Annotated in this window: 22 protein-coding genes; 6 read left to right on the forward strand and 16 right to left on the reverse strand. The window is 69.5% G+C overall.

Annotated elements, in window-relative coordinates; all coding sequences use genetic code 11:
- Window positions 1–359: 359 nt before the first annotated feature.
- The 9 genes from K377_RS30735 to K377_RS30775 all read right to left on the reverse strand — a co-directional run bounded on the left by K377_RS30735 (window position 360) and on the right by K377_RS30775 (window position 12498).
- Window positions 360–3002 carry an ATP/GTP-binding protein gene (locus tag K377_RS30735; RefSeq protein WP_111666832.1) on the reverse strand — a complete coding sequence of 881 codons (2643 nt, stop codon included), beginning with the start codon at window positions 3000–3002 and terminating at the stop codon, window positions 360–362.
- Window positions 2972–3271, reverse strand: a complete 300-nt coding sequence (locus K377_RS30740) for a hypothetical protein (RefSeq protein WP_258395175.1) — start codon at window positions 3269–3271, stop codon at window positions 2972–2974. Before K377_RS30740 ends, K377_RS30735 begins: the two co-directional genes overlap by 31 nt.
- Window positions 3272–3672: 401 nt before the next feature.
- On the reverse strand, window positions 3673–4839 hold the full coding sequence (locus tag K377_RS30745) for a bifunctional lysozyme/C40 family peptidase (RefSeq protein ID WP_220093187.1): 1167 nt from the start codon (window positions 4837–4839) through the stop codon (window positions 3673–3675).
- The gene (locus tag K377_RS30750) at window positions 4836–7583 is read right to left on the reverse strand and encodes a hypothetical protein (protein ID WP_111666833.1); all 2748 of its coding nucleotides are present in this window, start codon (window positions 7581–7583) and stop codon (window positions 4836–4838) included. The genes K377_RS30745 and K377_RS30750 overlap by 4 nt, the downstream gene beginning before the upstream one ends.
- The gene (locus K377_RS30755; protein ID WP_111666834.1) at window positions 7583–7948 is read right to left on the reverse strand and encodes a hypothetical protein; all 366 of its coding nucleotides are present in this window, start codon (window positions 7946–7948) and stop codon (window positions 7583–7585) included. The genes K377_RS30750 and K377_RS30755 overlap by 1 nt, the downstream gene beginning before the upstream one ends.
- Window positions 7945–10671 (reverse strand): ATP-binding protein, encoded by a 2727-nt coding sequence (locus tag K377_RS30760; protein ID WP_111666835.1) that lies wholly within the window; start codon window positions 10669–10671, stop codon window positions 7945–7947. The genes K377_RS30755 and K377_RS30760 overlap by 4 nt, the downstream gene beginning before the upstream one ends.
- Complete coding sequence (locus tag K377_RS30765) at window positions 10671–11258, reverse strand: hypothetical protein (RefSeq protein WP_237551305.1); 588 nt, start codon at window positions 11256–11258, stop codon at window positions 10671–10673. The genes K377_RS30760 and K377_RS30765 overlap by 1 nt, the downstream gene beginning before the upstream one ends.
- Window positions 11255–11599, reverse strand: coding sequence for a hypothetical protein (locus tag K377_RS30770; protein ID WP_181512681.1), 345 nt, complete (start codon window positions 11597–11599; stop codon window positions 11255–11257). The genes K377_RS30765 and K377_RS30770 overlap by 4 nt, the downstream gene beginning before the upstream one ends.
- Window positions 11596–12498: a conjugal transfer protein gene (locus K377_RS30775; RefSeq protein WP_111666836.1), complete on the reverse strand. Its 903-nt coding sequence runs from the start codon at window positions 12496–12498 to the stop codon at window positions 11596–11598. The genes K377_RS30770 and K377_RS30775 overlap by 4 nt, the downstream gene beginning before the upstream one ends.
- Before the next feature lie 273 nt (window positions 12499–12771).
- On the opposite strand from K377_RS30775, the gene K377_RS30780 reads away from it, so the two are divergent.
- Window positions 12772–13629, forward strand: a complete 858-nt coding sequence (locus K377_RS30780) for a serine protease (protein WP_258395176.1) — start codon at window positions 12772–12774, stop codon at window positions 13627–13629.
- Window positions 13630–13905: 276 nt separating this feature from the next.
- Complete coding sequence (locus tag K377_RS30785; RefSeq protein ID WP_146614786.1) at window positions 13906–14595, forward strand: hypothetical protein; 690 nt, start codon at window positions 13906–13908, stop codon at window positions 14593–14595.
- A gap of 124 nt (window positions 14596–14719) precedes the next feature.
- On the opposite strand, the gene K377_RS30790 is transcribed toward K377_RS30785, so the two are convergent.
- Both K377_RS30790 and K377_RS30795 read right to left on the reverse strand, forming a co-directional pair.
- Complete coding sequence (locus K377_RS30790; RefSeq protein ID WP_146614787.1) at window positions 14720–15325, reverse strand: hypothetical protein; 606 nt, start codon at window positions 15323–15325, stop codon at window positions 14720–14722.
- 87 nt (window positions 15326–15412) lie between these two features.
- The gene (locus K377_RS30795; RefSeq protein ID WP_258395177.1) at window positions 15413–17296 is read right to left on the reverse strand and encodes a pentapeptide repeat-containing protein; all 1884 of its coding nucleotides are present in this window, start codon (window positions 17294–17296) and stop codon (window positions 15413–15415) included.
- A gap of 1121 nt (window positions 17297–18417) precedes the next feature.
- On the opposite strand from K377_RS30795, the gene K377_RS30800 reads away from it, so the two are divergent.
- Together K377_RS30800 and K377_RS30805 are read left to right on the forward strand one after the other, a co-directional pair.
- Complete coding sequence (locus K377_RS30800) at window positions 18418–19191, forward strand: hypothetical protein (protein ID WP_146614788.1); 774 nt, start codon at window positions 18418–18420, stop codon at window positions 19189–19191.
- Between the two features lie 58 nt (window positions 19192–19249).
- Window positions 19250–19777 carry a hypothetical protein gene (locus K377_RS30805; protein WP_146614789.1) on the forward strand — a complete coding sequence of 176 codons (528 nt, stop codon included), beginning with the start codon at window positions 19250–19252 and terminating at the stop codon, window positions 19775–19777.
- Between the two features lie 17 nt (window positions 19778–19794).
- Here the strand turns inward: K377_RS30805 and K377_RS30810 are convergent.
- The 4 genes from K377_RS30810 to K377_RS30825 form a co-directional block, all read right to left on the reverse strand.
- A protein-coding gene (locus K377_RS30810; protein WP_111666842.1) for an IS5 family transposase occupies window positions 19795–20675 on the reverse strand; the annotation gives its coding sequence in 2 pieces (ribosomal slippage) (window positions 19795–20018 and window positions 20018–20675; 882 coding nt in all).
- Between the two features lie 62 nt (window positions 20676–20737).
- Complete coding sequence (locus K377_RS30815) at window positions 20738–21028, reverse strand: hypothetical protein (protein ID WP_111666843.1); 291 nt, start codon at window positions 21026–21028, stop codon at window positions 20738–20740.
- Between the two features lie 250 nt (window positions 21029–21278).
- Window positions 21279–21959 carry a maleylpyruvate isomerase N-terminal domain-containing protein gene (locus tag K377_RS30820; protein WP_111666844.1) on the reverse strand — a complete coding sequence of 227 codons (681 nt, stop codon included), beginning with the start codon at window positions 21957–21959 and terminating at the stop codon, window positions 21279–21281.
- Between the two features lie 38 nt (window positions 21960–21997).
- Entirely contained in the window at window positions 21998–23254 is a 1257-nt protein-coding gene (locus tag K377_RS30825) for an IS256 family transposase (protein WP_111666845.1), read from the reverse strand.
- Between the two features lie 249 nt (window positions 23255–23503).
- Here K377_RS30825 and K377_RS30830 point away from each other — a divergent pair, with 249 nt between their 5' ends.
- Entirely contained in the window at window positions 23504–23743 is a 240-nt protein-coding gene (locus K377_RS30830) for a hypothetical protein (RefSeq protein WP_237551325.1), read from the forward strand.
- Window positions 23744–23824: 81 nt separating this feature from the next.
- Here K377_RS30830 and K377_RS30835 read toward each other — a convergent pair whose 3' ends face one another.
- A complete protein-coding gene (locus K377_RS30835) occupies window positions 23825–24409 on the reverse strand; it encodes a GNAT family N-acetyltransferase (RefSeq protein ID WP_111666847.1) in 585 nt (194 codons plus the stop codon).
- A gap of 391 nt (window positions 24410–24800) precedes the next feature.
- Here K377_RS30835 and K377_RS30840 point away from each other — a divergent pair, with 391 nt between their 5' ends.
- Window positions 24801–25877, forward strand: a complete 1077-nt coding sequence (locus K377_RS30840; protein ID WP_146614790.1) for a hypothetical protein — start codon at window positions 24801–24803, stop codon at window positions 25875–25877.
- Window positions 25878–25898: the final 21 nt, after the last annotated feature.

Genomic DNA, 25898 nt, shown 5'->3' on the forward strand with positions numbered 1-25898 from the left:
AAGCCGCCTCCGTGACAGATTTGCTGCGTGCGTTGACGTAACTCGGCTGCAATGTCGACTTGTTGCTGTCGGCAAGATCCGAAAGTGACCTTTATGTACGGTCGTTCGTGACTCGTCGCCGTTGCTGGCTGTGTTCGTGCGCGGGCTGGGGGTACAGGCACGGAATGCCGTTACTTCACGAGTGGTCTCTTGTGCTGGCCCAGGACCCGCGACCGGACGGGTCGGCCTGGTTCAACTGGACGTTTACGATTCTGGTGATTTTCGTCGTGATGCCTTGGATCATCTACCAGCTGTACAAAGACGGTCACTTCAGGCGCCGTCGCTGATGTAGCCGCTCCCCGACGAGCTGTCCGCGTCGCTCACGTGACTTCATTCCAGTTCCCGGTACTCGATCCGGGGCTCGTGCTCCCGGCCGCCGCGGCGCCGCTGGGGCGAGGGTCCTTCGTCAGCGAGACGGCTGCGCAGTGCTCCTTCACGCGGGTGAGCTGACCGGCGGCGCGCTCGGCCTGCCGGGCCAGCGGGGCACTGCCCGCAGCACCATGGGCGGCGTCCACCAGCTTGCTGACCTGCTTGGCCCCGCGGGCGAGGGACTTGAGGTCGTCATCGAGGTGGATGCCTTGGACCTTCACGGGGCCGATGCGCTGGCCGCCCACGGTGAACAGCGCGTAGTGCTGGAAGCGCGGCAGCGCCATGACCTGATCGGCGCCGGGCCGCTCGCCCCACTCCTGTGTCATGTCGGAGACGACCTTGCGGGAACCGGTCGTCGTGGCCAGCGTGGATGCGTTCTGCAGGAGCGCGTCACGCACGGACTGCGGCAGCCGGGACAGGGACTGGGACATGCCGTGCACGCGGACACCGAACTTGCGCAGATCCTCGAACATCGCGGCGGTCGACTCGGGAGCGTTGCCCGCGATGGTGATCAGCTCGTCCAGGTAGGCGCGGAACGGTGCCCGGCCCTCCGGCGGGGTGTCGCGGCGCGAGCGGCCGGCGCGCAGCAGCTCGTGCGCGATCAGTGAGGACACGAGCCGGTCGACGGGGCTGTTCCCGGCCGTGCACACCCACACGATGCGGCGCGTGTCCATCGCGGTGCGCAGGTCGAACCGGCTGACGGGCTGGCCGAGGAAGGCGAAGTAGGTGGGGTTGTCGGCCAGGCGGGTCAGGGGGTTGAGGATGATGCCGAACGCGTCCGGGCTCAGGGTGGGGAACACGGTGCGCCACCAGGCCACGGCGTCGTCGCTGATGCGGCCGCGCACCGCGGCGAGGACGCTGTCGCGGAAAGCGGTGTCGGTCAGGAGCGGCCGGATGTGGAACACGGTGGCCTGGGCGCGCGGTGCGCCCTCGTGGCAGATGCGGTCGTTGAGGGCGCACAGGGCCTGGACGCATGAGGTGAGGATGGTCAGGCCGCGCGGGGTGCTGGTGTCGTCCCACTTCATTCCGGCGGCCAGGCCGTCGACGACGGCGGAGACGACGTCGCTTCGGGACCGGCCGGTGCTCATGTCGAGCAGATTCCACGCCCCCACCGGTTGGGTGTCGGTGCCGGGGTTGAGGTCGATCACCTGGATGCGGTCGATGATGCCGGGGTGGGCGAGATAGCGGGTGGCGCGGTTCCAGGAATCGCGGTGCGGGTCGACATAGAGCAGGCCGCCGCCCGCGTGCGCGACCATGATGGCCTGGGCGAGTGCGCGTTCGGTCTTCCCGCCGCCGGCCTTGCCCAGCCCGATCTCGAACAGCGTCTCGGCCTCGTTGGTGGCGATGAGGCGGCGGGTGCCGTCGGCCTCCATCACCGCTCCCTGCAGAAGCAGTTGGCTCGCGTCGTCTGCGGTGAAGGTGGGCAGCTGAGCGGCCAGCAGCGGCAGACGGCAGTGCTTGGTGGGTGGCTTGAGCAGGCCGGCCAGCTCGCTGAGGGTGGCCACATTCGAGCGCGCGGGGCGCAGCTGTCCGCTGTCCCACCGCTGCTGCCAGCCCTTGACCAGCGGCCACTGATCGCATCCCCACGTCCACCCGAGGATCCGCAGCCCGCGCGGCGACCACCGCACCTCCTTGCCGAACACCTTGAAGCTCGCGCAGACCTGCGCCCTCAGTGCGCGGGCCCGCTCCTCACTGTTGGAGGCGCAGCGGATCAGGATCTGCACGCGCGCCATGTCGGTGTCCCGCGCCAGTCTGCCCAGCGCCTTGTCCCGGTCGAACCGTCCGGCGGGCACGACCATCGGCGCACGCTCCTGATGGTGGGCGCCGCTCACCAGCGAGCGCACTGAGCTGTGTGCCAGGGCAGCACTGCGGGAGGCGGCGAACGTCTCACGCTGCTCGATGGCCTTCTTGCGCTGCACGATCTTCAGCTGCTGCATGCGCAGGGTCCAGCGAGAGACGCTCTGCAGGTCGATGGAGACCTCGACCAGGTCGCCCAGCCCGGCCTTGAGTGCGGAGACGGCATCCACGAGGGGCTGCAGCGGGTCCGGATCCAGCGGCACCTTGCGCATCCAGGTCGCCGGGTTGCCGTGCAGCAGCAGCTCGCCGCGCATCACGAACTCCCGCGCGTCGTCGCCCGCGCCCCTGCGGTCCGCAGGAGTGATGGACACGTCCTGACCGAACGGGCTGGTCTGCAGGTACTTGGCAGCTCCGGGCGGTCCTTCGAGCTGGTAGGCCAGGGGATGGTGTTCGTCGGAGCGCAGGCGGATACGCACACTGCGGCTGCGCTTGGGCGCCCACCACGGCATCGCGTTTCCGGCATGGAGCACGCTGACGCCTTGACGCCAGATGCGTTCCTCGTCCGGGTCGAAGTAGCCGGCCGGCGTCACGGTCAGCGCGCAGCGCTCCGCTGACGCCTTCGCGGCCAGCTTGCGCAGGATTGCCTCCCACACGGTCCAGCCCAGCAGCACCAGGGGAACGGCGACGTACCAGTGCACGGCCAGCCACCACATGGCGTGCAGGAACGAGAAAGCGACGTCGGCGAGATCGGGCAGGGCGATCGTGGTCAGGTGGTGGCCGGGGGCTGCGGCAGCCATGCGGTGTCTCCTTGCGCGTGGTGGAAGGTGATGTCGGTGATCCGGCCGTCGGTGTAGGTGCCGCCGCGGTCGGCGGCGGCCCACACCAGGTGCACGACCGCCTGGCCGGGCGACGGCCCCTGGCGGGCGATGACTGCCTGGATCCGGATGCGGGTGAAGGCTGGGGCGACGGCGGCCGCCGTCGGCTGGGCGTCCTCAAACGCGGTGGGGTAGGCGCTGCGGCCCTGGCCTGTCAGGTCGGCCAGAAGCACCTTGCGTCCCTCACTCACGAGCAGACGCTCCTGCGCGGGCGGCAGATCGGCAGGCCAAGAACTCTCCAGCAGCTGCTGGATGGCCTTGTCACCGGATCGTCCTTCGCCTCGCGGCGGCAGCTCCCCTGTCCCGGGCCGCGGCGCCGTCACCGACGCCGGGGGCGGGGCGGGGGAGCTCGCCGGAGACCGTGTCGGGCGCCGAGCGGTGAGTCGAGCCGGTGCCGAGGTCGCTTGGGCCTTCGGGAGCGTCTGCCTGTTCGGCACCACGTGGCCGGAGGGGGGTGCATCCGCGCTCGGGTGCGGCGGGTCCATCAGGGAGGACACCAGTGGCCAGGCGACCACAGCGCAGACCACGCTGAGAACGAGCAAGAGCCAGGGAAACCGAGGGCGTTGTCCGGTAGGCCTGACGTAGGAGGTGGTCACAGCAGTCGAGCCCCTCCCGCGTAGCCGGGCATGGCGTCCACGGGGTCCTGGCGCACGTTCGTGCCTGGCCGGGGAGCGTTGATCATTTGTCCGCCGCCGAGGTAGATGCCGACGTGGTAGATCGTGGAGTCGCGGCCGCCCGCGTAGCCGAAGAACACCAAGTCCCCGGGCTGCAGGGCACTTTGGCCGGACGATGCGGGGATCCGCTTGCCGCGTCCGGCCTGGGCGGCCGCCGTGCGCGGCAGCCGGATCCCGACGCGGGCGAAGGCGAAGGTGGTCAGCCCCGAGCAGTCGAAGCCGGTGATCGGGGCGCCGGACTTGCCGCTGGGGGAGCAGCAGACGCCGGGGCTCTTGCCATTCGCGTTGCCGCCGCCCCAGGAGTAGGGGACACCGCGCTGGGCGAGCGCCGACTCAAGCACGATGCGCGCCTTGCCGGTGACGTTCTTCAGGCTGACGTTGCTGTCGGCCGCGGCACTGTACTGGCTGATCCAGCCGGTGACGTTGGCGACGTACTCGCTGCTGTGGTTGTACTGGAAGATTGCGGCGCGCAGCTGGTCGGTGCGGGCGAGGTTGCGGCCGCGCCCGCACAGGTAGGCGGCGGCGCCGAGCGCGGCGTCGTCGGCGTTGTGCGGGTCGCGGACGCCGTCCGCGTTGCCGTCCTGGCCGTTCGACTCCCAGGTGGCGGGCGTGAACTGGAACGGGCCCACCGCTCGTTCACCGAACGGCGTGCCGTCCCACTTACCGCTGTCGGTGTCGTTGAACACCGACGTGTTGCCTCCGGCGCCGGAGCCGTTGAGCAGCAGCCCGTAGATCCGGGGCCGGATGTCGCCGTTTCCTGCGATGTCACGTTCGGCGGCGTGGTTGGACTCGACTTTCGCGATGCCGGCCAGGATCGGCCAGCGCATGCCCCGGCACTTGGGGACGACGTCGCCGATGTGCTGTACGGCGTTGTTGTAGGCCTGCAGCATGCGCGGGGGGATGTCCGCGCTGGTGCCCGCCCCGGCCAGGCCGGTATCGGCTTCTGCCTGCTGGGTCAGCAGCGTCAGCCGGGCGGCCGCGCCGGACAGCGGCGCCATGCAGCACGCCGTCATGGCCAGCAGCGCGCCGGTGACCAGGGCCCACTTGAGCCAGCGTCTGGCGGGCCCCACACGGTGCACGGTCATGCCGGGCCCCCCTCGCCGTCGGTGCTGCCGCTGTCCGGACGGGCAGGCGGGTTGACGTTGTTGCTGTCCTCAATGCGGCGGAACATCGCCTCGGCCTGCCGACGGGACGCCTCCGTGGATCCCAAGCCAGTCCGGGACCGGGGCCGGGGTGCTCGCACCCGTCCAGTGCTCGGCTTGGGAGCGGGCGGCGTAGCACGCTCACTCGACGCCGGCGGGGCGGGCCGCCGGGGGCCGGGAGCAGCCGGCCCGGACGGTGCGGTCATATCGGCCCACGTGGGGGCGGCCACGCCACCACGGCCCGGCCGGACAGACGCGGTTCGCGCCGCGGTGCCCCCGGGAGCCGGGGCCGGAGCCGGAGCTGGTGCAGTCGTTGTACGCCGTACCGGGGTGGGTGGGGTGAGGCGGCGGCCGGTGGCCTGGGGCCCTTCGGCGGGCTGCTGCAGCATGTTGGCCCACGCCTGGCCGTCGCGGCGCACCGTGTTGCCCCACACCCGCAACTGCTGCCGGGCGTCCGTCGTGGCCTGCGAGGCATCGGCCTTGGTGGTGCGTGCGGTCGCGGGCAGACCCAGCGTCGCCCCGTACAGCATCCGGCCGCCCTGGTGGGCGATGCGGTAGCCGCGCAGCCGCACCAGCCGGTTGTGGGCGCGCGTGGACAACAGGGTGCGGTCGGTGTTCTGGTCGAGCAGCACCTCCCCGGTCTCGGCGTTGACGATGCGGCCGTTCTCGTCGCGGTAGCGGTCCTGGGGGCCGTCGGCCGCCGAGCGTGCGCTGCGGAGCCGGGCCTCATTGCCCGCCGCTACCGTGTCGCCTTCGTCTCCGTCCGCGGTGGGTTTGCGCAGGGTCGCCAGCTTGTCCTCGCCGGGGTTCTTGCCGACGAGACCGGCCCATGCGGCACCGGCGGCGATCCGGGTTCCGGCGACGGCCAGACCGATCGGGGCCAGACCTCGCGAGGCCTCGGCGTTCGCGTCGGCCAGCAGCCGCCGCGAGTCACCGGGCATGCCCGTGCCGTCGGCCAGCCCGGCCAAGGATCCGCGCAGCAGTGCGCTCGTGCCGTAGCTCAGGCCTGTGGCGCCGCGTCCGCGCAGCGGGGAACCGGTGAGCACGCCTCCTTGCGCGCCGCTGCCGATGGACATCGCCAGGGCGGCGCCGAGCTGGGAGTCGCCTGCCATGTGGCTGCCGCCGACCTTGGCGTAGCGCATGCGCAGGGTGAGCCGCTGACTGAACGACACGACCATGGCGAGGAGGCGGCGGTGGAAGGCGAGACCGACCAGCGCCAGGACGTCGATGAGCAGCAGCCGTTCGGCCATGAGATCGGGACCGTCGGTCAAGACGACATCGATCGTGATGCCCACGGCCGGGATGAACGCGGAAACGCCCATGATGACGCCCATCGCGATGCCGAACAGCGCTAGCCACTTCCACACCACCGTGCGGCTCGGGCCGGGCAGCATCCCCCACACGAACGTCACACCGCCCGCCGCAGCCGCCCCCGCACACACCGCGGACGTGCCCAGCAGCACCACCGCGGCGGAGAGCAGCAGTGCGCAGATCAGCAGCGCGGCGATGAACACCATCACGACGGAGGCCACTCGCCACCAGGACGGCTGCTCCGCGTAGTCGGCGCACTCTTTGCCGACCGGTCCGGCCGCCTTCAGGTCTTTCAGGAACGCGGCGAACTGCTGGTCGTCCTTGGACAGGATGGGCGCGACCTCATCGAGGAGCTTCCCGCCCGGGGTGAGGTCTTCGAGGGTGTCGAGGACCTTCTTGCCCGATGGCAGGGTGCCCGGGCCCGTTTCACGCTCGCAGTAGGCCTTGCCGGGGCCGGCGATCCCGTCGCACGGGTCGTCTTCCTTCTCGCCGTCCTTGTCCGCCTGCTTCTTGTAGCCGCCGGACACCCATTTGAGGTGCACCTGGTAGGCCTTGCGGTCCGCGGCCTTGCCCGGGTCGAGGATGCGCCCGTACTCCAGCAGCATGAACGGCTTGACGACGGTGGCGTTGGTGACCGCGTCCTGGATCGGCTTTGCGATCTTCTGGCCGGTCGGTGTCTGCGCGTCCTGGATGCCGTAGCACTTCTGAAGTGCCGGGCCCGACATCCCGGCACACGGGTCGTCGGAGCCGATCTTGCCGCCCCAAGAGTGGGCGTCGACGGTCTTCTGGGCGACTTCGGCGGCGGCAGACTGCGCCTGCAGGATCGGGCCGTCCTTGCCGAGCAGGAACGTCGGGGTGACGAACACGGAGGCGGCGAATGCGCCGATCACGAGCGTGAGGCCGATCTCTCCGAAGCCCTTGGCGTGCTTGCCGCGTACGACCATGACCAGGCCGAACACGAACGCCCACGCAAGCAACAGGCCTTTGAGGCCGAGGGAGTCGACGACGACGTCCTCGTAGACCTCGGACAGCCGCTGGGCGGGGCGGGCCAGCAGCTTGAGCAGCGGGAAGCGGTAGGCGACCTCAACAGCCCAGCACGCGAGACCCACCAGGACCCGGACCACGGTGAACAGCCCGCTCATGATCATGGAGGTGACCTGAGAGGTGAAGTCGAGCACGCTGCCGCCCTGCGAGCCGAGTTCGTAGCCCTTGAGGGAGACGCCTTCGGAGGTGTCCAGCTCCAGTGGGGAGAGCAGCCCCCCGCCCGTCGTGCCGTCGGCGGCCTGGGCCACCGAGGTGTTCACCGTGAGGAACACGGTCACCAGCAGGGCGGTGAAGGCGGCGGCGCGCAGCGTGCCGCGGTCCGGGCGCCTCATCACAGCCCCCTGGTACGGCGGGTGACGAGGACCAGGGTGACGATGCCGACGGCGAGCACGCCGAACGGCCACGCATGGGCGAACGACAGCAGATCGCCAGGGACAGCGTCCGGGGCCGGGGCGCCGAGGCAGTAGCCGTGGGCCGGTCCCACCACCGCGTCGCACGCGTCGGATCCGTGAACGGAGCTGTGGGCGCTTGTCTCCTGGGCGGCGGCGAAGGCACTTCCGGTCTTCGGCCACCACATCGCCGGCAGGCCCGGCAGGGCGCCGACGAAGCTGATTGCAGTGATCAGCAGCGCGACCACGGACGCCACGAGCGCGAAGCCGGCGGCGCGGCGGCGGCGCTCCCACATGCGGATCGTCATGAGGAGACCTCCTGGGTGTCGGCTGCAGCGGTGGCCGGAGCGTTGGGCGTGGGCCGCTGCTTGTCGCCGGGCGTGGTGCGGATGTGGTCGTCGATCCGGGGGACGGCGGGGATGCGGACCTTGATGCGGCCGGTGTTGTTGCGGGGGCCGGTCAGGAACATCTCGCCGGCTCGCTCGGGCACCCCGACGGGGGAGAGGTCGGTGACGGTGCGCACGAGGGCGTCGTCGCTACTGTCCAGGCCGATGAAGTCCAGGCCGCGTCGGACCGATGCGCGGTCGGTGGTGCGGGAGAGCGCCTTGTAGGCGAACAGGTTGCGGTCGGGGCCGAGTTCCTTGGCGTCGTGGGCGCCCGCGGCGAGACCAGCGTTGTGCTTGCGGCCGTCGTGCAGGATCTCGTGGACCAGCGCGGTGCCCTCGGCGGAACTGGTCAGCCAGTACAGCTCGTCGGTGACCACGGCGCAGAACCGTTCGGGGTCGGAGAAAGCGGCCTGGCGGGCCATCGCGGCGATCAGATACAGCACCGCCCGTCCGATCAGGGCCTCCAACGGCTGATGGGCGAGGATCTCGGGCTTCTCGAACGCTTCCTTCGGCGGCAGGGTCAGCCCGGTCGTGGTGATGACGATGAGGTCGGCGGTGGCGTCGCCGTCCAGGCAGGCGACGGGCAGCGTGGGGTCGAACACCATCGCGGCCAGCGGGTTGGTCGTGACCAGCCGCAGCATCCCCGCTGTCGACGTCGCCGCGTCCGCACGCTCGCCCTCCCCGGATGCGGCGATCCGGCCCAGGCAGTCGATGACCTTCGCCATCGACGGCTCCGGCCCCCCGGCCGCCTGCTCGACCGCGTGGTAGAGCACCTCGCCCTGCAGGCTCATCGCCCCGATCCCGAGCTGCAGGGTGAGGTAGTTGAGCGCGTACTGGCGGCCCTCGGGCCCGGGGAAGACGCGCAGCGGGTCGATGGACAGCTCGGCGCGGGCCGCGTCGATGATCTGGCAGCGTCCCTTGGCGGAGCCGCGGGCGAAGCGCGCCCACTCCCGGCCCGGGGTGCGGTCGATACAGATCGCGCGGCCGCCCCGGTCGATCGTCGCGGACTCGACCAGCTTCTCCAGCACGCTCTTGCCGCCGCCGAGATCCCCGACCACAGCCAGGGAGGCGGAGGCATCGTGCTTCGGCGCATCGGACACGTTGATCATCACCGGGCGAGTGGTGCCGCAGTCCAGGTCCTGGCCGAGCAGCATCCCGGCCGGGTCGCCGGCCTCGCAGCGGGTGAACGCCCCGCAGGTGGCCCAGTCCTCGGCGAGCTGGTGCTGGGTGAACTCACCCACGCTGAGCGGCTGGACACTGCCGGGCAGGCCGAGCCAGAACAGGTCCTGCTGACGTCCCACCGGGCGCACCAGCCGGTAATTCGCCCCCGACAAAAGTTTCTCCAGCGCCCGGGCCCGTGCGTCGCACAGCTCCGCAGTCGGCGCCCACACCGTCAGGACGGTTACCGACTGCACCTCGATCTCCGAAGAGTTGTGGGCCAAGCGGCCGTCCATCTCCTTGAGATCGCGGGCTGCCTCGGGCAGATCGGAGGGCAGACCGGTGGGGCGGGCGTCGTACTGATCGACCTGGTCGACCAGCTCGTTGCGCTTGCGCTGGATCTTGCGCCGAGCCTCCTCCGCCTCGACCAGAGAGAGGCTGACGGTGAAGTCGACGGGGAAGTCGAGCGCCTCCAGCTGCGCGAACAGATCCGCGGCCTGCACCGACACGGCGGGCGGCGCCTCGGCCAGCGCCAACTGCGCCTGGTAGCCGGTCCCGTCCTCGGTTTCGACCTGCAGCCAGCGCCGCTGCAGCGGAGAGACACTCTCCTTCCACCACTGCCGGGCGGTCAGCTTCCCGCCACGACCTCGGCTACTGCCGCGGCCGCCGCGCAGGCTGCGCAGCGCCTGCTGCCAACCACCCTGCTCCCCGGGCTGGTCGGTGGCGGGGTAGGGGCGGCCGCCCTCCTCAAGACGTACCTGACCGAGATCGGCATAGCTGGGGCAGACCAGCCGCCCATCGCGGACCCGTCCCGCGTACAGGGTGCTGCGGGACGCGTCGGTCAGGAGCGGTTCACGGATTCCGCGGTGGAGCGCGTGCTGGACCAGCCACACGATCTCCGCCGGTGTCGCGCGGCGGAAGGGGAGCGCACCGGCGATCTGCGCCTCGACCTGCCGCGCCGACTCCTGAGTGCGCGCCAGATCGGTCTCGCTGACCGGGGCGGGCGTCAGCCCCAGGGAGTCGGACAGCTCACCGAACGCACCCGCGCCCAGCCCGGATCCCATCAGGCCCCGGCGGCCCGTGGACTCCTGCGACAGCGGGACGGCCAGCCACAAGGTGCGCCGGTGCATCTCCGCGCCGTCCAGTACGTCAAGGGCGGCCTCGACGTGCTCCAGCCACGGCCGTGCCGCGGCCTGCAGTTCGCCGGACTCCTCGTGCAGACCATCCAGCATCCGCCACGCGACCTCGGAGGGGTCGACCTGCGCGCACAGCCCGAACAGGCGCGGCTGGCCGGACAGCGAGCGCACCAGCTGCGTGATGCGCTGCAGCTGCTCCTCGCGTACCGCGGCGGCCTGGTAGGCGCCGGTGACGGCATCGGTGCTGTGTCCCACCTGTCCCGGCTCGGGGTGCAGGCGGTAGATCGCCCATGTGTGGCCCTCGGTGGACCACAGCAGGTGACCGGCGATGTGCCGGATCGGAATGCGCATCAGCTCTGCTCCTTGGCGGCGAGAAGGGCGGCCTGGACGGGGGAGAGGGACCGACGGACGGTCGCGGGAGCGATCGCTGGTGCGGCGGCGGTCCGCTTGGTGACCGGTCGCTCCGCGGAGGGCCGGGGTTGGCGTTCGGTGCGACTTGCTCGGTGCGGCGCGGCTGCGGCTGGCACCGGCACCTTTCCGGCGGGCGGCGTGAGGTCCTGCAGCGTGAAGACTCCGGTGAGCGGCTGCGGGCGCCGGTCGCGGGCGGCCCGGCCTCCCGTACGGCCTCCGGCGGGCTGCATGGCCCGGGCCACGACGCCGAGCGCCGAGCCGACCGGCGTGCGGCCGGCAACCTTGTGGCGGCGGCACACGAAGATCACGGCCAGCCACGCCACCACCGGCACCGGGCCGGTGAACGACCACCAGACAGAAGCGGACTTGACCAGCAGCAGTCCGCCGAGCGACATGACGGCGATCTGCACCGCGTTGAACGGCCCGAACGGGATCTTCCAGTCGGCGAACTTGCCGATCACCCACGGCAGACGGCGTGCGCTCGTGTAGTAGCGGGTCGCCCGTGCCGGTCCGGCGGCCGCGCTCATGCCGCGCCTCCGCCCAGGCCGGGCACGCGCACCCCGGGCGCCAGCTCATTCGCCGGGTAGGGCACGTGCTGCTGGGCGGCGCCGTGGGCGGGGTTCTTGACCTCGTCCTCGACCTTGTCGGCCAGGTCCTCACGCGCGTTGTAGATGCCCAGCGCCAGCACCATCAGCAGCATCGCGCCGACACCGGCCTTCAGGCTGAAGCGGGTGACCAGCACGTACAGGACGATGACGACCAGGGCGACCTTGAGACCGTTGTTGGCCCACCCCTTGAACATGCCGATCCACCCGTTGCCGAGGTCATCGAGCGCGCCCGCCAGGACCACATGGTTCAGCGTGTTCACTTCGCCGCACCCCCGCCCGACGTCAGCGCGGTGATCTCCCAGCGCCCGCCCCGCGCGGTGAGGGTGAGCTCGTAGGACAGCGGCCACACCCCGGCGTTGGTGAGGGTCCGTGTTCCGGCCTGGACGTGCACACGGACCCTGTCCGCGGGGACGGACTCCGCGGCCGCCGCCTCCTCGCGCGCGCTCACCACATCGACATCCACCTCCTCGGCCACGGCCGGGCTGACGGCCGACAGCGCGGTCCTGGGGGAGAGGTAGCGGTCGACGTCGCCGCTACCGGTGAGGTACGCGGTCAGGAAGTCGCCGACCGTGTCCGCCAGCGGGCCGTCCGGCACATCCACCCGGTACGCGGACGGGGCTGCCTTCGCGGCACCGGGCGCGGCCACCAGCGCCGGAGCGCCGGCCACCGTGACCGCGTCGCCCGACGCCGACGACGTCACGGGGACGGCGAAGTAGCGGACGCCGTCGGCGTACTGCGCGGCGACGGTGACCGACCACCGGCCACCGGTGCGCGGCACGCTGCGCACGGCGCTGACCGTCCGCGGTGCTTTGGCGGATTCGGCCGGCTCGGGCAGCGCCACGTCCGGTCCCATCCGCAGGGCACGCACGGCGTCGTGGCTGTCGGGGTGGTCGGCGTCGGCGCGCAGCCACGCGTCGACGAACTCGGCGGCATAACCGGACGGGTCCGCCAGCGGTGCAGCTGCCGCAGTGCGGGCGGGCGCGGGGGCGGCCTGAGCGACCACCGTGGTGGCGGGCTGGGTGAGGGCGAGAGCGAGCGCAGCGGGCCCGGCCATCAGGCAGGCCCACACTCCGGCGCGACCGAGCCGGACGGTGCGGCGGGTGCGAGCGAGCTCGACACCGGCAGCCGTCGGCGGCGCCTTCTCCGTGGTTGATGGCATCAGATCTCCTGAGGGGAGGAACGAGTTGATGCCATGACCAAACCCACCGGGGTGCACCACTGGGCGCACCAGTTGTGGGGGTGAAGGTCTCGGGTGGATCACGATCAAAGTGGTGCGCAAACCGGTGCGCACAGTGGTGCGCGTTCCGCTGACATCTGCGTCTGCACACCGGCGGAGCGTCACACCGATCAGTCACCGACGGCCCCTGAACTCGGCGCCGTCGGCCGGGCCTCGGCGCTGCATAGGGTGAGTCGCATGCGAGGAGTCCGTGGAGTGAACAACCTGTCGTTCGGCGCCCTGTATATCGAGGCATGGTCTCGCGCTCGGGGCGGCGGTGACGACGTGCTGCTCGGGCCAGCCACCGGTTTCCTCATGGGCATTCCCGGTGACTACTGGCTGATCACCGCCCGCCACGTCGTCACCGGCAAGCGCTCGGACAACAGTGCCTCCTTGCGCACCGATGGTCTCCACCCCGACTACCTGCGCGTCCGGTTCGCCAGCGAAGGTGACAACAAGTTCGAGGCGCTCGAGGTGGTCTACGAGCTCTACGACGACGACTTGGGCCTCGACGCGCGCTGGCGCGGCCACCAGGATTCCCGTGTCGACATCGCCGCACTGCGCATCGGCGCGGTGCCGCACGGCGCGGTCGACGCCTTCCTGCCGAACATGTGGCCCACGCTGCGCAATCTCGTCCGAGCGGAGCACTCGACGGCCCTGGACGGCGACGCCCAAGCGGACGCCGACCTACCGCTGCGTATCACCGACCGCCTGTACGTCCTGGGCTTCCCGTTCGGTAACACCGGCAGCTGGCCGTTCGCGGTGTGGACCGCGGCGCCCGTTGCCAGCGAACCCCTCGCCGGCTGGGACGGTCTGCCCGGGTTCCTGCTCGACTCCCGCACCCGCGAGGGGCAGTCCGGCTCGCCGGTCGTCCTGCACATCAAGCCCAACGAATCCGTGGTCATCGGCGACGACGTCTACGTGCACGACTCCTCCGTGACCGCCTTGGTCGGCGTGTACTGCGGACGCATCGACCCGCGCGCTGACCTGGGCATGGTGTGGACCGCCCAGGCGTTGTTCACCGTGGTGCCCGAGATCGCACCGCCTGGCTGGCCGACGGAGACGTCGCCTTGAGCAAGTTCGGGCTCTGGCCCCTGGAGCAGCAGGCCGTTGCGCCGATGAGGGAGCGGGCAGGATTCCGTGCGACGCCCCGCTACGTCCCACCAGGAGATGAGAGGGAGTTGCCTTGCTCTGTTTCCGTCTCAGCCGGGCTCGCCTCGTGATAGACCCGCTTCGTTGGGACGGAAGCGACGGCCCCTGCGAGGTCATATGCCGCAACGAAGGCCCCGGTTACGAGTCCGCCAGGTCGCGGCGCGCCCACCGCTCCCGCCGCCTAGAAGCGGCGCAGCAGTGCAGACTGCGGATTCGCCCCCTGCGCAGGCCGGATCACCTGACGACCCGAGGTCTCCCGAGCGTCCGGGCGAGCCGCTCGGTGCGCTGGCCCGGTTTCGTCGCTGGTACCGGCGCGCGGACTGGACCCGCCACACGGCTGTTCTCGCTGCTGTTGTGGCCGCCGCGAGTCTCGCCATCACCGCGTGGGGAACCTACAAGGCCGCGCTGGTCGCGGACGACCAGCTCACGCAGTCCAAGGAGGCCAGCATCAAGGAGACGCGGGCTGCGGCCTCTCTGGTGAACTGGTGGCGGGACGGCGACGACAACGCGACCATCGCCAACCGCTGGCTGGATCCGATCTGGGTGAGCATGTACTTCCACCAAGGCAAGCAGCCGACGACGAAACGTGGCCCTGACACCTACGTCTTCATCGGTGTCTTGCCACCCTGCACGGCGGTCCAGGTGCCGTACGACCGCCTCGTCGCTGAGGCTTCCCGTCGCACTTCCGGCACCGCTCGTGGCGCCTGGCATCCCGAAGGAATCCAGTACTTCCTGTCGGACGGAACCTGGTGGGTGCGCAACGGCAACAGCCTGCTGCTGGAGCCCGCTCAGGCAGTGCCCACCGGGCTGGCCAACCCGCGGCAACGGGGCGGGTTGATCACCGGTCCGCGGGCGTCGTCCACTGCACTGCAGGAATGCACGAGCTGACCCTACGTCGTCGGCCGCAGAACCGCTCGCGCATGGTGGACCTCTTTGGCCGCACCACGCAGTGAGCGGCGCGAAGGCTCGCGCACCCGCTGTCCAGCCGGCAGGGCGGGCGTTCACACGTTCCTTAGAGGCCGGGCGCCTGCCCGGGCGGAACTGCGAGGCGTTCGACCATCTCCTCCACCTCGCCGCAGATGGCACGCAGTTCCAGCCGCGCCAGGACGTCGGGCTGGGCCAGGGGCCCGGTGCCTTCGACGGTGAGCCGGCCGGTGGAGCGGTCGACGTTTACCCGCGCGGTCGCGCTGTCGCCGGAATAGCCCGGCAGCTTCACCGTCAGGACCGCTCGGGTCACGTGCGGCGCTGGCGCGCCCCAGTTGTCCTCCGTCACCTCCAGGTGCCTCTCCTCGGCTGCCTGCTCGTCGTCGTAGCAGTCACTGACGAGCCGGCTGCGGGCAGTGCGCGCGGCCGCCGCCGCCCGCAGAGCGCACGCCTCCGCAGTGTGGAGAGCCTCGACGATCAGCTCGCTGTCGTGCGCCTTGCCGGTCTTGTCGAGCGCCCACAGAGCGTCCACCAGCGATTTCAGCGCCGTGAGCTCGCCAGGGTGATCCACGTCCGTCGGGTGCGTCCTGCCGTGAAGACCGAGGACCGTCAGGTCCTGGAAGGCCGCGAGATGCACCTCCGCCGCTTCGGACCACCACCGAGGCCGTGCGCGCGCCGCGGGATCAGGACTCATGGATGCCTCCGCTCGCCGAACCGTTTTGGACACCAACGCGCGGACCGGGGGAGAGGGTGCGCTCTGCCTCACCGAACAAGGGGCGGGTCAGCGTTTGACGCGGCTGCGGATCGCGAGGAGCCCGAGCCCCAGGAAGACCGGTTCGACGATTCGCGAGGTCATCTCCGTGTAGGTTCCGGCGGTCGTCAGGGACTGCCCGGAGGAGCGGAAGACGACCGAGTTGATGACCACCCGGAGCGATTTGTCGAAGCGGTCGCCCGTCAGCCGCTTGCGCAGGGGTCCGGACGGGTTCACAGGGTCCGGCGCCGTCTGGGTCAGGGTGACGTGACGGCCGTGCACCACGCCGCGACTGACCGGGTCGACGTCGTGCCGGGGCAGTCCCCACGCCATCATCACCAGCACGGTTACGACCATCGCGGCCAGGAGCCAGGCGAACGCGCGTGCCGCGCGCATGCCGTAGCCGGACACCGCCCAGTACGCGGTGAGCAGCACGCTCTCGCCGAGCGGAATGTCGACCGCCTGCCGGCGCATCTCCATCTCGCCGTAGTAGAAGTCGGCGGCACCGGGTTCGTGCTTTCCGTCCTCCAGGGCCTTGCGCAACTGCCGGTAGATCGGTGCGATCGATGTGGGGAAGTGGGCGTCGACGTCGTCGGAGGCCTCGATCCATCCGCCGCCGTAGTACTGCGCCCGCCAGTGGTGCTCCTCGATCAGCGTGCGCCGGCGGGTGTAGCGCACCGGGATGAGGCCGCGCCAGTGGACTCCGTACGGCGCCTCGGCCAGAGAGAAGTGCCCGTCGATGCTGAGCTGGTCCAGGTGCACGGTGCCGGCGAACCGGCAAAACCGCAGATCGATGTAGGAGAGCTGCAGGTGCGCGGCATCCACCCCTTGCAGGGACAAGATGTGCACCCAGCGGTCGGCGAGCGGGTCCAAGGCGAGCTCGCCGTCCGGGGCAACATCGAAGGGACGGTGCCACTGGCCGCTCACGCTCACCGGGAACTCCAGGACGGCGTCGGTCAGGTCGACTGCGGCGTAGCGCAGGCGCAGAGCCGCGGTCGAGGCGAACCGGGTGCGACGGCAGCTCACCCGGCGGGCGGCCGCTTCGATGGTGACGGCCTCGGCGAAGGTGGTCCCGGACAGGTCCAGGGTGGAGTTCGTCATCAGCGGTCCCAGACGGGATACGCGGGGGAGGGTCAGCTGGCGTAGCGCGATGTTCCCGGCCACGCGCGTGCCGTCGAGTGCCAGGTCCCCGGCGAGGCTGGCCTCGTCGAGGAGAAGATCCACGCCGACCTGGATGTTGCTCAGCTTCAGGTCACCGCGGACGTCTGTGTCCGCGAGGCCGAGGGTGCCGCCGACGCAGGCGTGCTCGAGTACGAGAGCACTGTGGAAGGTGGAGTGCTCCATGCCGAGGTCACCGGTGATCGTCGCGTGGGAGAAGTCCGCACGCCCTTGAAGAACGGTGCTCGTGAAGTCGGCAGAGCGGGAGGCCAGGTGGCCGAACAGGGCATATCTGCCGAAGACCGCGCCGTCGAACAGTGCCTCCTCCCGGATCTGGGCGTGCACGAAGACGGTGTGCCCGTTGAAGCGGGCTCCTCGGAAGACAGCTCTTCTGCAGCGGATCTTCGAGAACGTCGCCGTGACGTCGAAGTCCGTGTCGGCGAACGCGGCGTCCTCGGTGAAGGCAGCGAGGGTGAAATCCGCGTGCGCGAAGCGAGCCCGGCCCGTGCGCGAGTCGGTCACGGCTTCCCGCAGCTCGTTGAGGAGTTGAGGTGAGAAGTCGGTGGCCTGATGCTCGACGTTCGCGCCAGGTGACAGTCCGTCGAAGTAGGACCGCCGGTCGACGGCGGACAGGTGGACCAGACAGTGCTGGTGCGGTTCCACGCTGCGGCCGAGGCACTCCCGGGCTGGGCCGATGTCCTGTCCGCAGGTCGGCCAGGAGGGTGCGGTGGCGGGTTCTGGATGCGGGTCGGTCACGACTCTCGTGACGCGTCGTGGGCCGCACCGGTTGCGCGTACCGCCGGCTGGTGATCACGGAGTGCCTGGGCGCGTCACCGCTACCACCACTTCCGCTCGTTCGGGCGGCTTCTCGGTGCCTCTGCCTCAACTCTGCACTCGCCGAGGCCGATCAGTCACCACCCACTCCGGTCGAGCCACCGGCCGCGCCGGACCAAGCTACCGAACCCAGAGGTGGATCTGGTTTCAGGGGCGAGTGAACTCAGCGCCCATCATCCAAACAGAGGTGATGAAGAAGGGGGCGGCCTCGTGGCGGCCCCGCTGTGTCGAGTGCGGTCCGGGCGGTAGTAGAGCACCTCCTGACTAACCGTGAGAACTGCCGGGCGCCGAGCACAGGCGTGTGCCACGACCAACGACGCTGCGCACGGCAGCGCGTGCCCACCTGAGAGGTGCGCAGTGACCGTCCGGGCGGGTACTGCGTACCCCGCACCAGAAGGTTGCGTACCGCCCCAGGATGGTGCGACTGACAACTGCGCAGCACTCATCCTTGGGGGTGCGCACCACCGCGCTGCGCACCCCCGAGGACGAGACGGAGGCACCGGTGCGGCTTTTCAAAACGCGCACCAGTGCCTGGGACGACGACCGGAAAACCCGCACCAGTGCACGACACAACTAGTCGCGCACCAGCCACCAACAGAGGCTGTGCGCACGCCTGTGACCTGCACTGGTGCGCCTTTCAACGCGCACTGCGCAGCTGCATCAAAAGGCGCACCAGTGACCCGGCCGGCAACATTCACCCGGTCTGCGCGCAGCGCTGGGAGGCCGAGCCTCGGCCGGTGATCGCATCGGCCGGTAGCGCCCTCCCGCGCCGTGAGTGCGCAGTACTCGCCGGTGCGCAGTTGCCCCGGCGCGACACCCGCACCGGTGCGCACCTCACACTGCGCACCCTCTGGTCCGCCCACTGCGCAGCGTTCGCGACTTGGATGATCTGGGAAGTGCGCAGTGGCTGGGTGCGCAGGACCTGACCTTCTCTGCACCAAGCCCGAGGCGTGCGCTGTCGCATGAGGCTGCTAGGCCGCTTCTTTCGGATCAGCGGCCTCGACCCATCGGCATCGCACGACAGCTCACGCACAATGACCGCCATGAGTCATGTCATCGAGGCGATCAAGGACAACCCCGAAGTCTTCGCAGCAGCGGTGGCATTCATCGGGATCGGTGGCGGGATACTCGGCAACTTCATCGGTGCGCGGATTCAATTGCGAGGTGGCCGTGCTCAAGCCGACGCCGCTCGGGATGCCGCGCGTATCACGGCGGAAGCACAACGGCTCGCGGCTCTGCGTGACGACCGCAGGCGCGAGATAGCCCAGTTCATACAGAAGACGCGGGAGACGGTGTCTCACGCGGAAGCGCTGTACCAACGTGACCACGAAGGGGGTCAACAGGCGGCTGTGAGGATCACTTACCTGGAGCTGTCACAGAAGCAGGCCGAACTTGAACTGATCGCCCCGGTAGGTCTGGTGGAGCTCGCTCGACGAGTCGTCGAGATAGTGGAGAGCTGCATGGACCTTGCGGACGACCGCTCGCTGGCAGAGCGAGGCCGCCGCAGGTTGGAGGATGTACCCGCGATGTCGCCGCATCACGCCTGCGCACAGCGAGCGCTACGCGCGCTGCACGAGGCACGTGCAGCCAACCTCGCCCGAGACGAGAACGAATACGCCGCATCCAGATCGAGGGCCCGTGCGGCGCTGGAGGAGCTACCCCACCTCACTGATGTCGAGAGGTTCCTCCTGCTCGACGACACGTACCGGTTCCCGCTCCGCGAACGGCGACGGGACCAGGAAGACAGCCTCGACGTCGCTCTTGGCGAACTCGTGACGGCGGCCCGCCGACTGCTCAAGTCCGAGGACTTTGACTAGGGCCTGTCCGACGGGTCGGTGATCCGCGGCCGTCGAGGGCTCGATAGATTCGCATCCCATGGAACTTTGGGGAGCACGTCTCTATGGGAACCCTTGTCGCGACTGCGGATTCGACTGGTCGTTGACCCCGCGCGAAGCCATCGGGCAGGTCAAGGATGTGCCTGCCCGGTATGCAGCCCTTGTGACGGGGCGCCGGGGCGATGAACGGCTTCCGGAGCTGGCCTGGAACGTCGCGGCCTACACCAGCCACGTCACCGACAACCTGCGTACCTGGGCCGAGCGACTGGCCGGGGCGAGGCTCGCTGGCGTGCGGCACGTCCCCGGTTACGACCAAGACCTTCTGGCACAGGCCCGCTACTACAACGACGTCCCCCTGGCGGGGGCTTTGTGGTCGCTTCAGAGGGCGGCCGATGCCTGGACGGAGTCGGTGTCAGCCGCACTGGAGGCAGACGTAGTGCTTGAGCACGCCGATCGCGGCGTACAGCGGGCCGAGGATGTGGCGCGCAACAACGCCCACGACGCGGCCCATCATGCCTGGGACATTGAGCGGATCTTGGCGTGCGCCGGTCAGCCAACCAGAAGCTGAGCCGCGTAAGTTGTTCTTCAAAGGCGAATCCAGAGCCGGATGGCGGCCACGGTGACGGTGCCGTGGAAGACGTAGGAACGCTTGTCGTACCTCGTGGCGAGGGCCCGAAACCCCTTGAGCGCATTCATGGTTCGCTCCGCCTCGTTCCTGCGTCGGTAGATCTCTTTGTCGAAACCGGCGGGCCGACCGCTCGCGCTGCCGCGGCGTAGGCGGTTCGCCTGCTGATTGGCCGGCTCCGGATGGTGCGCTTCATCTGACGCCGCCGCAAGTAGCGGCGGTTGCGACGGGAACTGTAAGCCCTGTCGCCACACAGGTGATCCGGCCGGGTGCGCGGACGTCCACCGCCCGGCCGGGGCACTCGAACACGCTCCAGCACCGGGATTAGCTGCGGTGTATCGCCCCACTGCCCCGGCGTGATGACGAACGCGAGCGGGCGGCACCCACCATCGCTGGCCACATGGATCTTGCAGGTGAACCCGCCGTGTGATCGGCCCAGGCCCTCATCGATTCGATGGTGAACTGGCCGACTACGCCGATGCGGCTTCCTCGGCACACGCCTTCGGGCTCCGGCCGCGTGCTGGTGAGCCCTGCAACAGGTGGAGTCGACACTGACCATGCTCCAGTCGATCCGGCCCTCGGCGTCAGCATCGGCCTGGACGAGCCGAAGGATCCGATCCCAGGTGCCATCGGCGGACCAACGTCGATGCCGGTCATGCACTGTTTTCCACCTCCCGAACCGTGGCGGCAGATCGCGCCAAGGGATGCCGGTCCGCAGCCTGAACAAGATCCCGTTGATCACTCTGCGGTGGCAATTCCAGCGACCACCCCGGCCCACATTGGTGGGCAGGTGGGGTACAAGCCGAGCCCACTCCCCATCTGAAAGATCGCCCCTCCCCATGTTGTCCGGAACGATGCTGCAGGCGCGAGGTCGCCGACCCGTCGGACAGGCCCTAGCCATTTTCAATCTCCGCCTCGGTCGCCTGCCCCCCAGCCGACATCCACCGCCCACAGCACCGGGAACCAACGCAGCAGGTCGTCCTCGTAGCAGCGGCCCGTCAGCGCGCTCGTATCGCCGAGTGCCAGATCCCGCAGGTACCGGCTCACCGGCTCGATCTCCCGACCGGCCGCATCGACCACGAACCACGGGAGCGAAAGTCTCGACCCCTTCACCACCTCACCGACCGACGGCAACCGATCGCAGCCATCCATCAGATCCCGATGCACGGAGGACATTCCCTGAAACGAGGACATGCCGCGATCCTCGGCACCCACCAGCCGTAACACCAGCGGATCACCGGCTTGGTGCAGTCAACAGACCGAGTGGGACAGCGACCGGAGCGACCAACACCACGCCTTCCTGCTACTCGGCGCAACTGGGGCGGGACCGGTATGCCGCCCTCCCGGTAGGGGCGAACCCCGGTCGAGCCGGAGTAATTGTCAAAACCTGTGGACGGGGAGGACCGGCCGCTGGGGGGCTGTGATTACGGAAGTCAGGGGCTTGTCACCCCAGCGCGAGCCAGGTGATGTCCAGCCGGGCGATCCGGGAGGACTCCTCCGGCTCCAGCGGCTCACGTCCGGTGATCTTGCGAAGAAATCGGGCGTGACTCCACCCCAGTTCGGTCCTCGCGCCTACATCAGGTCCGACGAGAAACTCCAGCAGTAGATCTGCCGCCGGCGGCGTCAGCGATGCCTCGATCCCGAATGCATCGGCCAAGTCGATCCCGTGCACGGCGACTTCGAAGACCCGTGTCAGCATAAAGTCGGCCAGCAGCATCGCGTCGCCGTGCCGCGTCCGCACCACCCGGCGCTCCGGCTCCTTGCGGCACAGCTCCTGTGCCGTCTGCCAGGTCCGGGTGAAGTCGGCGACGAGGCCGGCTCCCGAGCCGTGACGGGCGGCGCGGTCTCGTCCCAGCTCGATCCGGGCCGCGTTGGTCGCGGTGCTGAAGCGGCGGTCCGGCCTGTAGTAATCGGCCGCGGAGACCTCCGGGATCTCGGGTGCCGGGCCGTCGATCATGCCGGGCACCCAGTCCAGGACGACGCAGACATGTCCCAGCAGTTCCCGGGCGGACCACGGTGCACACCGTGTCGGGCGGTCCCATGCGGCTTCGGGCAGCCGTGCAAGTTCCCGGCCGAGCGCCTCGGCCTCGGTCTCGAACGCGTCCAGCACCCGGGCGAGGTCCATGATCGTGAGGTTACCAGCGGGCCCGCGCCGGCCGGTGGTCAGGCTGCGGCCGCAGGTTCCGGGCGTTCGACCAGGATGCCGCTCTCGAAGCGGGCACCGGCGCGGACCAGGGCGACCAAGCGGGCACCGGTGATCGCCCGCCAGCGGGTCTGGGCGGACTCGACGAGCTTGAACACCATCGCGAGGGCCGCGGCCGGGCTTCCGGCGCCGCCGGTGACCTTGGTGCGGAGCTTGACGGTGGAGAACGTGGACTCGATGGGATTGGTGGTCCGCAGGTGAATCCAGTGCTCGGCCGGGAAGCCGTAGAACGCGAGCAGCTTCTCGTGATCCTCGGTGATCTTCGCGACCGCCTTGGGCCACTTGGCGCCGTAGGTCCTGGCGAACGCCTCGATCGCCTTCTCGGCGTGCGCGCGGTCCTCCGCGTTGCAGATCTCCTGCATCGCCCTGGTCGCGCCCGGCTGCGCGGACTTCGGCAGGCAGTTCGTGACATTGCGGGCCTTGTGGACCCAGCACCGCTGGTGGCGGGCGGCCGGGAACACCTCCCGCAGCGCTTTCCACACGCCCATCGCGCCGTCGCCGATCACCAGTTCGGGGTCGCGCATGCCGCGTCGGCGGCAGTCGCGCAGCAGGTCGGCCCAGGACTCGGTCGACTCCCGCAGTCCCTCGGCGAGCGCGATCAGCTCCTTGCGGCCATCCGCACGGACACCCATGAGGACCAGGACGCAGGAGTGGGCCTGGCCGAGCCTGACCTTGGGATGGACGCCGTCGGCCCACACGTACACATAGTCGGACCCCGACAGGTCGCGAGCCTGGAAGGCAGCGTGGTCGTCGGTCCACTGCTTGGTGAGCCGGTTCACGGCCGGCCCGGACAGCCCAGCCGCCGAGCCGAGGAACTGCTCCAGCGCGGGCACGAAGTCCCCGCCCGACAGGCCGTGCAGGTAGAGCAGCGGCAGCACCTCGGTGACCTTCGGGGACTTGCGGCACCACGGGGCCAGGATCTTGGAGGAGAACCGCATGCGATCCCCGGTGCGCTCGTCGACACGCTTGTCGTTCACGCGCGGCGCGCTGACCTCAACCGCTCCGGCAGCTGTGGTGACCTGCCGTACACGGTGGCGGCCGTTGCGGACCACCAGCCGGCGCCCCTGCTCGTCCCGCTCGCCGGCGAGCTCGGCTATGTACTGGTCGACTTCCGCTTCCAGGGCAGCTGCAAGCATCCGGCGGGCGCCCTCGCGAACGATGTCGTCCAGCAGGGATCCGGTTTCGGTGGTGCCGTCTTCGGTGACAAGGCTGAGCACGGGCGTGCCTTCCCAACCCGCGCAGCAACGCGGGCCTACTCGGTGACCGTCACGGGATCGGTCGGGAAGGTACGCCCTTGGCATCCCAACCCGAGGCCGATCCACAGGTCTTGAGCATTGCTCGTCGAGCCGCGCGGGAGCAGCTACGGTTTCGCCCCATCGCAGAACACACCCCGAGTGGAGGATTCCCCCATGCGCGACCGACCTGAGATCGTCTGTCTCTGCGGCTCTACTCGGTTCGTGGACGACATGCGCGCGCTGAGCTTTGGTCTGGCTCTCACCGGAGTCATCGTCCTCACGCCAGCCGAGACGGACGAGGAACTCACCGCTGACCAGAAGACAACGCTGGGCGCTCTCCATCTGCGCAAGATCGACTTGGCTGACCGGGTGCTGGTCGTCAATCCCGGCGGGTACATCGGCAAGTCCACGAGACGTGAGATCGACTACGCCCGCACTGCCGGGAAGCCGGTGTCATTCACCGATCCGTAGACCGATGGCTGCGTTCGCGGGAACGGGCTCTGTCCCTCCTGAGGAAACGGGTCAGCCTGGCATCGTGCAGGCAGCACAGGATCAGACAGTGTCTTTGGCGCTGACCCGGGTGAGCAGCTTGTCGCGCAAAGAGGGCCACTCGTCAACGAGCACGCTGTAGTACAGCGAATCACGGCGTGTGCCGTCCCGGCGCAGCATGTGACTGCGTAGCGTCCCTTCGTAGACAAGTCCCAGCCGTGTCAGGGCCTGCTGGGACCGCACGTTGAGGTTGTCGGTGCGCAAGGCAATGCGGGAAAGGCCCAGGTCGTCGAAGGCGTAGGCGAAGAGCAGCAGCTTCGACTCGGAGTTGTAGGGGCCGCCCCAACAAGATCGATCGAACCAAGTTGCACCTATCTCGGCGCGGCCCTCGGCCAAATCAAGCTCATACAGACTGGTTGAGCCGACGACCGTGTCGTCGCTCAGACGCTGGACCGCGAAGCACCGCCGAGCTCGGTCCGTCAGCATCTGACTGATCATGGCCCGCGTCTCTTCCACGGAGTCCGGTCGGGGTCGGGGCATCCACTGCCACACCTCGGGATCTGACGCGGAGGGAAAGAGCGCTTCGGCATGGTCGTCGGACAGCGGAATAAGACGGACGGTGCGGCCTAGGAGGGAGTCATTGCGCATCGCTGCACCGTAGCTTTGGGCTCACCGCCTCATGGTCAAAATGAAGATCGCATTACCGTCGGCATGCGGTGCGACCGCACCACGCGAAGTCGACCAGAGGTCTCGCGAACGAAGCCAGATCGTCTCGGTGTGTGCGAGCCGCGGGCAGCGGCTGTCGGCGGCACAGTTCTCCGCGAAGCCGGCGAGCGCAGGGTGCTGTCGCTGTCACGACAGGAGTGCGGAGCCGCACCACTTTGCGCACCATGTGCCGGCGGATGGAACGTGACGGGAACGTGATCTTCGGGCCGTGAATTGGTGCGCCTTTCGGTGCGGCCTGGCGGGTCAACTCCGACATGCACCCAAGATCCGCAGCGGCAGCCCCGCCTGCGGGTCCGGACGGACGGAGTGAGCAGTGAGCGGAGCACGGCACGCATCCGGAGGACTGATCGCGCGCGGCCCGATGGCGATCGATGTGCTCGGCGCGCACTACACGACCGTGTTCAACTACGCGGCCCGCGACCGGCGCATGTCGCGGCGGGCCCGTGGCCTCCTGGTCGAGCTGCTCAGCCACCGCGACGGATACGGGGTCTCCCTGAAGATGCTGCTGAGCGCGGGTCCGGAAGGGCGCGATGCGCTGCGCACGGCGCTGCGAGAGCTGGAGAGGTACGGCTACCTGCTGCGTGAACGCGCACGCGATGCCAGCGGCCAGCTCGCCGAGACCCGCTACTTCGTCACCGACATGCCGGACGGGGTGAACCTGCCCGGTGTGCCCGTCCAGCAGCACGCGGAAGCCCCCGAAGACAGGGTGGGACGTTCTCGCAGGTCAGAACCTGAGTCGGAAAATCCGTCCCTGGACGGCGACTCGCAAACGCCCAGGTCAGAACCTAAGTCGGATTTGCCTACGCTGGCTGAGCCTACGTTGGCTAATCCACCCCTTAAGAAGAACAAGCTCAAGAAGACCAGTCAGCAGAACACCAATCCCCTCCCTCCCTCCGCGCCCGATGCTGGCACCAGCACGGAGGGGACGGACGCAACCGCGGCTGCTCGGGGCGAAAGGGCACTGCTGTCGATCGCCCGTCACCACCCCGAACTGCATGCCGCGTTGGCCACCGGCAGCACGCTCGCCGACCAGGCTCCCATCGTCGGTCGTCTCCTGGACGGCGGTGTCCCGCGTGAGCACATCCGCGAAGCCCTCGTGGGCCGCCCGTATCCGCCGCCGCACGAGCTCACCCACTCCCTGTCCGCGCTCGTCGCCGCCAGGCTCCGGCAGCTCACGCTCTTCGCGGCCGCAGCCGAACACGCCCGCAATTCCTGGCAGGCCCCGCCTGCACCTGCGGCGGCCGCGGGTGCGGCTCCGGGACTGGCGGCGATCGACGTCGTGGTACGCAAGCACGAGTGCGACGGGCGCGACGGAATGTGCGGCCTGCCCGTCGACGCCCCGGACGAACTGTGCCCGGCATGCACCCGACTCGCCCTCAACGCGCGGTGATCCACAATGGGCCGGTACGGA

The sequence above is a fragment of the Streptomyces sp. PsTaAH-137 genome (assembly GCF_003259365.1).
Lineage (GTDB): Bacteria > Actinomycetota > Actinomycetes > Streptomycetales > Streptomycetaceae > Streptomyces.